The organism is Olleya namhaensis (genome assembly GCF_900114005.1).
Taxonomy (GTDB): Bacteria; Bacteroidota; Bacteroidia; order Flavobacteriales; family Flavobacteriaceae; genus Olleya; species Olleya namhaensis.
On sequence record NZ_FORM01000003.1, the window covers coordinates 317541 to 330309 of the forward strand.

General features: G+C 30.7%; 5 protein-coding genes. All 5 read right to left on the bottom strand.

Features of this window, described 5'->3' with window-relative positions; genetic code table 11:
* Positions 1 to 4 precede the first annotated feature (4 nt).
* Positions 5 to 2299: a DUF262 domain-containing protein gene (locus BMZ09_RS07025; protein WP_090838880.1), complete on the bottom strand. Its 2295-nt coding sequence runs from the start codon at positions 2297 to 2299 to the stop codon at positions 5 to 7.
* A gap of 68 nt (positions 2300 to 2367) precedes the next feature.
* A complete protein-coding gene (gene pglZ, locus BMZ09_RS07030; RefSeq protein ID WP_090838881.1) occupies positions 2368 to 4866 on the bottom strand; it encodes a BREX-1 system phosphatase PglZ type A in 2499 nt (832 codons plus the stop codon).
* Positions 4867 to 4870: 4 nt separating this feature from the next.
* The gene (locus BMZ09_RS07035) at positions 4871 to 6400 is read right to left on the bottom strand and encodes a S1 RNA-binding domain-containing protein (RefSeq protein ID WP_090838882.1); all 1530 of its coding nucleotides are present in this window, start codon (positions 6398 to 6400) and stop codon (positions 4871 to 4873) included.
* The gene (locus tag BMZ09_RS07040; RefSeq protein ID WP_090838884.1) at positions 6393 to 9347 is read right to left on the bottom strand and encodes a hypothetical protein; all 2955 of its coding nucleotides are present in this window, start codon (positions 9345 to 9347) and stop codon (positions 6393 to 6395) included. The genes BMZ09_RS07035 and BMZ09_RS07040 overlap by 8 nt, the downstream gene beginning before the upstream one ends.
* 4 nt (positions 9348 to 9351) lie before the next feature.
* Positions 9352 to 12768 carry a BREX-1 system adenine-specific DNA-methyltransferase PglX gene (gene pglX / locus BMZ09_RS07045; protein ID WP_090838885.1) on the bottom strand — a complete coding sequence of 1139 codons (3417 nt, stop codon included), beginning with the start codon at positions 12766 to 12768 and terminating at the stop codon, positions 9352 to 9354.
* Between the last annotated feature and the right edge of the window lies 1 nt (position 12769).

Below are 12769 nucleotides of genomic sequence, written 5' to 3' on the forward strand. Positions count from 1 at the left end.
TTTATTATACTTTTGGAGTTGTGTTTTCTAATTTTGTTGGTAAAAATTCTTTTAGTCGATCTTTGATTGCGCACACATAATTATCACCATCTTCTTTTGTCCAGTTTTTTATATTTATCTCTTTACTGAATGTTTTATTAAAAGCATTCAAGGTTTCAATTGGAATAAATACTGGTTTTTCTTTGTCATTAAAACCATTTTTATCAAACCGTAATACTATACTTCTTTTCTCATCAAATAATTTATTACTCAATGTGCTATTTGTATTTCTATCTAGAAGTAATAAGTTATTCAAATAATGCGTGATGTCTTCACTTTCAATAACAATTTTATCAAGGTCAAACTTCAATTCTTTGTCTTTTTTTAAATCCTCTATGGTAACATGAGCTCTAATTCTTTTAATCAAATTAGTATCTACTTCCAACTCTGCATACGCTATAATATCTTCAAACCACTGAGCATAAATAGCAATATTTTCAATATCTTTGGGTGTTTGAGGTATGATATGTTCAATACTCCATTTTTCTTTTATAAATAATTCAAACGGGAACTTATGTCCTGCCATATTATCCAAGTAATAAAAAACATTATAAAGCAGCAGTACTTTCCTCGTTTCTTGAGAATAATTTTCATAATGTAGATTGTCAAGACTGTAGATGAAAAATTCTTTATTATCTTCTGTCTTACCTTTCTTTTTAAAACCAGTTCTAACAGCATTTTTTAAGGATTTTTTTAATTCTTTTTTTGTTTTTCCTTTATTTTCTTTGAGTAATTTATCTACCGTTTTGATATTTGAATTAGTTAAAAAGCCAACAAAATGAAATATTTCAGAATCTTCATACCAATTTAATAATTTGTAATACAGCTGAACTACTTCTTCCCATGATTTTAGAATACTTTCTTTAGAGTTGAACTTTTTTTCATAATGTCGATAAGCAAAGAAATCATCAGCCCCTTTAGGCTTATCTAATAATAAATCAAATAGATAATCTATTCTGGTTCCTCCTTGGTATTGCTCTTCATTTGGTTGAATAAAATACCAAAAGCTATCGTCTTGTAATTGTCTTTCTACACTATTCCATTCTGAAGCAAATTGATTTATTTGTATATCACTAATAGAAACCGATTCACTATTTTTAATATCTAGAATAAAAAGTGCCTTGATTAATTCTGAAGACGTTAAACCTATTTTCCCTTTATTGTTGTTTAAAAAGACTTGAATAATTTGATTATCATTTTCAGAATCATCTAGTGAATACCAAATTACTTTTACACCTTTGAGTAGTTTTTCAATAAAAACATTTCTTAGATTTTCTTCCGATAAAAACTCTTCAACCCATCGAATTAGATAACCGGTAACTACAAAAAAATGATAAACGTCTACATTATTGTAATCTAAGTTCTGATCTATAAAACTCGCCCATAATGCATTGATATTTTTTAAATCATGATATTCTTTTTTGTCAAGTTCTTCCTTGGTTATCTTATCAAGAGGGAATTCAAAAATTAAATTAAGGTTCCCTTTTAAAAACACTCCACTTCGTTCTCTTGTTTTAAAATCGATTTCATATAAATACTTTTTGTCGACCCAACCTTTATATTCAAAATACTTTAACAATAGAAATAGGGTGGTTGTTCGTTGTTGGCCATCCACAACTTCATTATTTTTAAATATGCTATAGGAAGTATTATTTATTTCTATTTTTTCTATCTCATTATTAAGAGGTTTTAAGACAAGTGGCTGTAGGCAATACAAACCTTGGCTTTTATCATAGCTATCTATATCATTCAATAGCTCTAGTATTTCCTTTTTACCCCATTTATAACCTCTTTGATAACTACCTATTTCAAAAAACTTATTACTCAAATTTTTGATTGGAAGTAAGAGTAAAGTATTTTTGTTCTCAGATGGTATTAGTGATTCTTTTGACATTACTTTATTATGGAAAGTTATTTTGAATGCATCATTTGATTCATTTTTATCTTTACTGGTAGTGTTTGTTTCTAATTGTAACTTAAATTCAAGATATCTCTTTAACCCTTGTCTTAAAGTGGCTAACCCTGTGTAAATATCTCCTTCAATTTCTAATGGAGGTTGTTGTTGTATTTCTTCTCTTTCATCTTGTCTTGAATATTTAAGAAGTTTCAAAAGACTACCCAATCTATCCTTTTTATAATGCTCGTCAAGATCTCCGTAAGCTTTCTCTATAGTACTGCAATTACCAATACGAGAATTTATTGTAGTTACATCATATTTTTCAGTATTAATTAACCAGTTTTTAAACTCTTCTCTTTGCATACTTTAACTCACTTATTACTTCATTAAATAAACCGCCTTTTAAACATTGAAAACCAATTCAACCTTTCTTAATACTCATCAAAATCATTAGTAAAAGAAATATTAAGCGTGTAGAAATATTCTTTGTAAACTCTCCATTTATTGGCGCGATCCATTGGTTCTTCCAATATCAATTTAACCCGTTGGCTTTTATATTTACCACTAGCTTGAGCGGTTAGTTGAAACCTGTTTTTAACTTCTCTTTGACGCTGATTTTCTTCCTTAATATCAAAGGTGTAAGTGAATAGGTCACTCAATAATGTGCCATCTTCAGCAACAATAGAGCCTCTTATTTTTCTTTCCAGCATCTTGTCATTTACTTCATCGGTTTGAATAAATGAAACCGCTAACAAATTAGTAGTAATCTTATCCGAAGATTTTATAATATCTATATCTACTTGAGCTGTTGTATCCTGTCGTTTCTTATTCACTTTAACTACCGGTATCACAATTTCTTGTAATGATGCTCCGCCGTGAATGAATTTAGAACCAGCACCTTTAACTCTTAGCCTATTTACCGATTTCGGGATAAGCACATCGCCTTCGCTTTCTAAGCCCAATTGTTTGTGCGTAAATGATTTTACAGCATCGTTTGCAGTAATATTAGTACCTAAAACGAATCTTCTATTGTGTTTATCTACATCGCCTTTAATATCCGCAGATGTAAAATCACTTTCTTCTAACGTTTCATGTTGATATATAAAACCGTGATCCGAAGTAATAATCATATTATTACCGTTCATATTAGATATTTTCTTTAATAAATCCATAAAGAAATCTAATTCATTTTCGACCGCATCAAAGACTTTATCTTGAGATGTTGTATCATCTCCTGTATCATCTATATTGTTATGATAGATGTATATAACATCATATTGCTTTACAAAATCGCGACCTGTTGTATTAGCACTAAATTTCATAAAATCTTCTGCTAAAATAGCTGTTGCTCGTGTTCCTGAATTTTTAGTCAAAATTTTTGAACGTGAAGCAATACCCATTGAAGTCATTCCGTCTACAAGAACCTGGTCCGTTCCTTTTTTTACTGCTAATTCTTTATGAGGAAGTAAAGATGCCATACCAAGCTTCGTGTACGATGGCAATGATGTTATGGCACCGTTTATTTCGCTGTCATATCTGTTTTCTTGTGGCAATCGTTTATTTAATTCCATTCCGCACTCAAAGCGTAACGCATCAGATATAATAACAAAAACACGTTGTTTTTTATCTACAAATGGTTGAATATGATTCTTGAAAAACTGTCTTTGACTAAAAGACTCTTTTACTGGCCAAGCCTCTAAACCGTCAACTACTAGTTGCCATTTATCATTGTAATGCAATAACCAATCATTAGTATATAATTTTTCTACCTTTTCTGCCAATTCACTTAATACCGTATCTTGGTTTGTTCTTCGGTAGTTAAGAATAAACTTTCTATATAAAAAGTCTATTTCATAAAGAGTTGATGTGTATTGTTCTAATCCATCTTCAATAGATTTAAAATCTATTTTTAATTTTTGAATGTCATGCTGTAATTGTGCGGCATACGAAACACTTTCATAAAACGCTTCAAAATGTGGTCTATACCAAAACGTATGTTCCCTTTGTTTTACATAGCTCTGTAAAGTATCGTTAGCAATGTCATTTGTAATTAGACGTTGTACTAAATCGTATATTATTTTTTTATCCGTTAACTTAAAAAGCTCATCATTAACTGCTTTTTCAAGAGGCAGCGTGTTGAGAGCACTTTCTATTTGAATATCATTAGCAATTTTTGCAGATATTTTATCAAAGCCTTCTCTGTAAGTAATGGTATCCTTCCAAAGCGATAGCAAAAGCCTCGTTTCTTTAGATAATTTTGGTTTATCAGTCACATTAAAATTATCAGAAAATGCTTCTACTAGAAAATCGTAAATAGAAGGTGACTGACTACTATAGTTAAATTTATTTAAAATTTGTTTCCAATAGAAATCTGATAATTCATAGCGTTCTAAATCTCTTTGTAACTTTTCATTACCGTCAGCAAAAGCAGTTCCATGTGCGTGTATAAACGTATTTAAATTAACGTAATCGGTGTTTAGCGTTACAGCTACCATTTTATATCTAATATCTCTTAAAATATCTCCTTTCCCTAGAAGCTCTTTTAGCTTATCAATACGTTCTTTCGATTTAAAAAATAGCATATGATCTGCAATTAATTCTCTTAAACTTAAATCTAAACCTAAGTCTTGAAGAATAATAGCTTCTTGATCTGTATGAAAAATATGGTAAGCCAACTCTAAATCTAACAACCAGTTTTCATTATTTATTGGTTTTGGTTGATTAGAATACACCAAAAATTTTGTTTTAGAGGTGTTTGATGTTATCTTATATTTTATCTCAAACTCGTTACTTTTTATATGGCATTTCTCAACGCCATCGATAACAAGGTTGTCAAAGTTTTCTTTTAATTCATCGCGCTCGTCATACCAAAATATCACATCGTGATCTTGGAATTTTTTCTCTAACGCTTCTTGTATATTTGTATTCATTATTTTAATCGACTATTTTTAAACTAAGACCTTTTTCTGTTTCCTTTTCAACACGCACTTTAACAACGTTACCTACCTCATATATTTCTTGAAAATCCTTAGGTAAAGTTGAGATATGTGCTAATCCCGTTTTCCCATTTTCCATATCTATAAATAATCCAAAATCTACAATATTCCGGATTTTTCCTTTAGAAGTTAAACCTACTAAGACTTTAGCTACTTCCAAGTTTTCTATTTTTATATTTTCCGCAATCTGTTCACTCTTGTAATCATAATCTATAACAAATGAAACTTTTGCTCCATTAAATTTATCAAGATTTCGAACTCTATTATTAAATGAACTTTTTGAAAAATTAATACTTTCATTATTTGAAAATCTAATTCTACCTAACTTACCTCGTGGATGTATAAATACAATTTCACCTTTGTTAATTTCAGAATCAAAATAAAGTTCATCCTTAAACGTTTTATATAAATCTTTAAAAAACTTATCTGACTTGCCTTTTAACTCTTTAATTTCGAAGTAATTAATAAGCTTTTGGTATTCAGTAGAGTTATTCCATAAATTTTCTTGAATACCTAAAAATATTATCTCTGCAAATTTCTTAGCATCATCAATTCTATCTAATCTAGCAAGTAATCTTGATTGATGAAGAAGTAATTTAGCACTATACTGAACGTCATACAGTTGTATTCCTGCCCGTAACGATTGAATCCAACTCTCTTTATAACGCTCTTGATCATTAAGTAATCCTGAATACTCTTCGAATAGAAAGTATTTAGTACTACCAGCTCTAGTATTAATAAGCTCTAAATACTTTTTTTCACTAGACTCATAATCTTTTAAATTCCTGTGAGCTCTAGCAATTCTCATCTGAAACCAAAGATCATTATCGTAGTGATACTCGCTAACTGCTTTTAATCCTTTCTCACAAGCATCTATTGCTTCCTCACTTTTATTTAATTTATCACAAACTTTAGTATAATACTGATAATATGTTTCTATATCAGAAGGGTTTTGTTTTGTTTTTCCTTCTTTGTCTTTAAATTCGGATGTCTTTTTTGAAAGAAAATCTGGATTTATTTTCTTGCAATATTCATAAATTTTATTTGCGTTGAAGAGGTTTTTGGAATGTGCTTCAATTAATTTAAAAAGAATAATAGAAAAAGGACACGGATAATTATCATCAACACTTATATCTTTTTGCTTAATAATATTTATATAGTTACATATTGAATTCTCACTATTTAAAATATCCTGTGGTGTTTTATGTTTTATAAAACTATTAAACACATACCAACCACATAAACTTGATACAATTTCATAATCCTTGAATTTTTCGACTATAAGAGGAAGCTCTATTACATCCTTTCTATTCGTTTTTCTCAGAGCCTGAAGTAAAGCAACCGCATCATAATTATTAAAATCTTCTCGATAATCCTTCCACATGGTAAGATATAAATCTGCAGCTCCTGATGGATTGGTCTCTATTAATAATTTAGCACGATCTTGTAGTTCTCTTTTACTATCCATTTTTCAAAAGATCTTTCAATATTAAAACTAATGATTGGTTTGTTTTCTCTTTAATGGTTAACGAGATAAAGAAACCTCTCTTTTTTTGTGCAGTAGTGTATCGTAGATTGAACATTACAAAGTCATTTCCTTTAGATAACATAAGTCTATCTTCATTTAGATGCTCTGTTTTAAGTTCAATTACAATATCTTTTTCATATAATAGAAATTGCCAATCACTATAAATATCTCCTCTAAAATTATTAGGAAATAAAGTTTCTTTTTTTTCTTTTTCATAAAGAGAATCTATAGCTCTCTGAATAACTTCATCGTTTTCTTGAGACGTAGATTCTATGCGTATAGATGATAATTTATCATTCCCCTTATTATTTATTGAAATAGTAGTTTGATTTTCATTATTATCTATTAAAACCACCTTACTTAAATATTCCGTAAATTTTCTAACAGACTCGACTTTAAAATCTTGTAGGTTATCATTTATTAAGGTTATAGCAACAGCTGCATTTGAATTAAAATCTTCAGGGAAAATAATTTTAGTAGTAAAATTTATTTCATCTATAGAGAACTCCAACAAGTCTTTTTCTTTAATAACCTCTCTGTGCTCTGTAATTTCTACATCATCTATAAAGGAACATTCTTTAAACGGACTAATAGTCTGAGGATGTATTATGTAAGATTTATTTTTTATAGCAGTCAAGCCACTATATAACCATCTAAAATAACTTTCGTTTGTTATTCCTGCATCGTCAGATTGTAATACTTTAAATAAAACATTATCAAATTGAGAACCAACAGATTTATGAACTGTAATAGCCCATCCATAATTTATATAAGCAGCATTTATATAAGGATCAGATTTGCGTAAATCTATTATTAACGATGCTGTATAGTCTTTTTTGTAACGCCTTTCTATCTTATTGCGCTCTACTGTTAACCGCTTAATATCCTTTTTAAGAATACGTTCTCCTTTCTGTTCTCTGTACTCTAACTCTTTTAATTGTTCTGTAACTTTTTTAAATTCAGAATTAATTTGTAGACTATTATAGCTTACACTTTTCTCGAAACTATATGTCTTCTTTAATTCCGCAAATCTATGATTGGTGAATATCTTAAGCGCTATTTGTTCCTGCCTATCAAGATCCTCTTCATTATTTAAATAATTTTCAAGAATTAGTATTGATAAGATTGGTTGTTGTGAGTTACTTAATAATTTGACTCTAATCTTTCGATAGTTTAAAATAATAGAAGTCTTATTTTTACCTAAAGAAATTTCTTTTTGTTCAAGTCCTTCGACTCCCAATACCCTAAGGTAACTTCCGTTTGTTACTTTCGTAGGATGACCAAAGCCAGATTCATCTGGTATATTAATATTATTGTTAACAATTAATAAATCGCGATCACATATATTACGCCCATTTCTTAATAATCTATCTTTTATCCACAGATTTGTTTTTCTAGCATCACTTTTAGAATAAAAAAGTACCGCATTTATTGGTTCATTATCTAAAGGTGTCCCGAACCAATCAGTCAGGAGTTCGCTCGCACCATTTTGATTTACCTCAAGCAGAGATTCATCATAATGATATTGCAGTCTATTAAAAATCTGCTCATCAATAGCTGATGTTATTTTTTTTCTCGTTTTATATATTTGAGACTTAGAACTTGTTTCATCATCAATATTTCTATAAGTTATAATATTACCATTTTCAAATAGTTCATTTATAACTGATACATTTAAAGCTGTATCCTCAACTCTTCCATATGACAGCATATATGGATCTCCTATAAGGATTAGCTTTCGCTTTGTGGATGTTAACTTTAAAAAAGAAAACAGGTCATTTAAAAGTCTTCCTGATCCAAATCGAATTAAATCTGATTGGTGTAAACTTCTTGATACTAGATGTGCCTCTGGAATGATAAAAACATCATTTAAATCAATATTTATGTCACTTCTTAAACCAATAACATCTTGAGAAATCTCATCTTCATCTTTAGCTTCATTATCCTCTTCCTCTAAATTATTATTAGCAGAAGCTTGTTGTTTACCACCATAAATAGTAGTGTATAGACTTAAAGGTAACAATCCAGCTCTTTTAAATATTTTGCTTGCTATTCTAGTCGAGTGTGACCATAAATGAGTTTCTGCACCAAGATTGTCGAGTGCATATGCATTTACGCGTTTCATCCAATTATCTCGAAGTTTAGCATCCTTTGATTCTAAAATTAAAACTCCTGCGTCCTCAGTTTTAAAAAAATCATCTAATACGGGCTCTAAATCTCCATCAACAAAGGAAGGTTCTTCTTTTAATACATTAGGTTCTACAGAAACTACAAGGTCTTCTTGCCATTCTTCAGCTGGGAATAGTAATCTAAATTTATCCGCAATTGCTTTTTCATAAGCATTCTTACTAGTGTAAACGTATAAAAAAGTATGTAAATCTAATTCTTGAACAAGTTGGTAATATGGCACTTTTCTAGAAGTTCTTCGGCTCGTTGTTATTGGTCCAGAAAAAATATTTAAAGCACAAACACGACTTGGTTCTAGTACATATTTCATCAATGTATCATCATTAATGATATCATACATAACTTGTCTATAAGACTTTAGTTGCCTAAAAGGGTTTGGGAAATTTGCACCACCATCTATTTTAATTTGATCACCTTCTTTTGTATTTAGAAACCACCTTTCTTTTTCAAAATCTTCATCACTTGCTGGTAATATGATATCACCCGAATAGTCTTTAAAATCTAATATAACAAGTCCATTGTTATAAAAAAGTAAGCCATCTGCCCTAAAGCGATAATAGTCTTCGTTTACTGGATTACCTATAAGTATACCGTCCCAATTTTGTTTATCAAACAAGGATTTTAACGCATTTGCTACACGTCTAAATTGTACATTTTCGTGATGGTGCTCTGCTTTATTATAAGTGATTTCTAATCCCATGCCTCTACTGTATTTCTGTTACATCTATCCAATCAAACTTTCTTACTTTATCCTTGGCTTTTTTATCGTTTAAGCCTTTAACTTCTTTAATTACTTTACCAAACTTATTATAGTTAACCAGCACACCATCGTCTAAATCTATAGCGATACGCTCTGTGGCTATTTTAAATAACTCACGGTCGTATTCTTGTAGTTCTAGTAGTATTTTGTTAATACGTGCTTGTTCTTTTTCTGCGCTAACTTTCTCACGGTCTGTACCCACGTTTTTAACGTGGTCTAACTGTTGGTTTTGCGCTTTTAATTTTTCTTGGTAATCTTTAACGTAGCCATTAAGCATGGTGTTAAGCGTATCTGGTGTGTAGCGATGCATATATATTAATGCATTAAACGCACCTGATGGCGAAGAAAACAACCAATAAATAGGACGTTTTTTATAACGCTTCCAATGATCATTATAAAAAGACTTTAAAAAGTACTTGCGTATATCGCCAACTGCATCTTCTACAAATGCTAAGTTTTTATCAAAGTTTGGTTTGCCAAAAGTGGCTTTTAAGAAGGCGTAAAAACGACCAACAATATCATCTTCAAACCACTCGTTGTCTAGTATTGGGATAATATTATCATCATCTGGTAGGAAAGACACTTCGGCTGCACTCAGTGTGACAGTTTTGAGGTAATCTTCTAAGGTTTCTCCTTGATTAGCTAATATTAAACCTGGTTTATCTAAACTATAACGCCCAAACATACAACCTACCGCATAGCTTATAAATTGTGCCATAATTTCGCTTTCGCGAAATACTAAGTTGCCATCTTTAATACTGGTTTCTTCTTTTAAAATAGTTATATCTTCTAACGGCACTTCTGGCGTTAACTCGTCTTGCAAACCGTAAACATCTATAAATTGTTTGTTGAGTTCTTCTTCGTTTTTATGTACCTCAAAGAATTTACTTTTCCAAGATTGACAAAAATTATTGTATGCTTCTTCTAGGTCTTGACCTTGTAAGCTAATGAGTTCAATTTTATTGAAACCCCATGAGGTTTCTCTTGAATGCCATTCAAATTTTGAAGTACCAATAATACTTTTCACCAAAAGCGGAATACTATTTTCTTTGGTTAACTTCAGTGGGATTTTTTTTAAATCTCCTACTTGAGCATTTAAAGTGGGTGCAAATAGTTTTAATAATGGCTTAGTCACTTTAGTGTTCAAAAAACCTAAAATAGTATTAATATCATTATAATCATTTGGAAAAAAACCAGGACTTGCATCACCAGGTATAATATTAAAAGGTTGCAAGCGAAATCCCATCCTTCCTGACGTGATTTTGTTCCACACAATTGCTTTAGTAAAGTATAAATGCTCACTCGGAATTATTCCTTTGCCATAAGATTTAATATCATATCCATTATTCCCCCAGTTTACAACAGAATCAAAATTACCGTACCATTTTCTAAATTTACCTCCACTATTTAATAATGCCCATTTCTTATTAGCCATTTTTTCAGTTGAATTACTTTCAGCTATAAAGAGTTTTTCGAATTCAATCTCATGCCATGCTCTTACAAACATTGGAGTATCTCCTGGCTGTAGACCTCTTCTCGTTTTTCCTAAATCATCAAGTGTTTTATCTATTTGAAGTGATTCAATTTGTATATCATTCAACCAATAACCAAGTAAATCTCCGTCAATTTTCTTGAATCTTTTAGGATTAGAATTATAAAACCAACCACAACTTCTATTATTAATAGCCTCTAGTGATTTTGGTCCTTGGTTCTGAGAACCTTTAAATTTTTCTAGACTTATAAAACTGCTTTGAGCGTCCAAATGCTTATTTCGCAAAGTAAATGTGCAAATTGGCACAGTTGCTCCATCAAACCCAGAATATTCTAATTGGATAAGATTATTTATAAAATGTTTCGTTATAATTTCACCTCTTAATTTTTCATAACTAGAAATAAACATCCAAACAAAAGGCGTCATATACCCAGTTAAACCATCACCATCGCATAACTCTAAACAACGCAAAATAAAGGTTGCAAAGAGGTCTGATTTAGTTTCAGGAAAGTTTGCTTCTACATATTGTTTTAAACTCCCTTCCATTCTAGAGGAAGTTATGTAAGGTGGATTCGTTACCACACAATCGTAACGTTTCCCTAATAATTTATACAGTTTAAAAACCTCTTTTTGGCGTTCTGCAAATAATGAGTTTTGTTCAATTTTAAATTTTTCTACGTCTTTTGGATTAATTTCAATTAAAGAGCCTAATGCAGTAGCGTTATGGAATTTATTATCGAACTCAAAATCTTGGTAAAATGATATGTTAGGCTCTATATGTTCTTTTGCTACGGTTCTTAAAAAGCGTCGTTGCTTTTCGCGACCTTTCATTATTAAGACAAAAGAGGCTATTTGTGCCGCACGTCTATCTATATCTACACCAAATAAATTTTTGGTAATAATAAGCTTCGGTATTTCAGAAGGATTATAACCTTCTTCTTCATATATTTTATAAAATACATCAAAAGCATAAGACAGAATATGCCCAGAACCTACGCATGGTTCAAAAAAGGTGACGTCTTCTATACTTTTAGGCTTTCGTTTTTGTGCTTGCTCTGTATAAGTTGGTTTTATATAAAACTCTAAGGTGTCCATAACTTTAGAATCTGGTCTAATTTCCGACCAAACTTGCCCTAAAGTATTATCTACCATATACTGCACAATCCATTTGGGCGTAAATAATTGTGATGCTGGTGCTAATTCGTTTTTAGCGTATTTCTTTTTTGAGCTGATTAGCTTTTCATTTAAAGCAGAAATATAAAACTGATACAACCATCCTAAAATTTCAACTTCGTTACAATCTTCGGGTTGCATCCCAACTTTAATATCTTCAATTATAGAAAAACTAGATATTAAATCGTCTGGTAATAATAACTCGGTATAATCCTCAATTTTTTCAAATAGAAACGGTAAAGTTTCACTTAAATGGTTACAAGCACCAACTAATAAATTACTATAGGCTTCGTTTTGTGCATCTGTACTTGGTATTTTACCATCTAACAAATCGTAAATACGTTGGTGTTGCACAGGCAATTCTTCTGCAATATTACCTTGTTTGGCTTCTTGTAAAATAACTGGTAGCGTACCACCTTCTGTTGGGCTTACAATAGAGACACCTATAGGTTGGTAGCCATTAACGTCCATAAACCGTAAGGCTACAAAACGGTTAAACCAAGTATAAGCAACGGTATCTATAACGTCTGCTTTAGAGGTTTTGTTAATAGCCTGTTGTAGTTTTTGTAAATGCCCTGCTTTTTCACGTAACTCTACACTATCAGTTGTCAATACTTTTTCAAGCTTGGCACCAATTTGGTCTATCAATTTTATACGTGCGTCTTGGGCAAAGCGTTTTAGTTGGTTGGTGTTCATG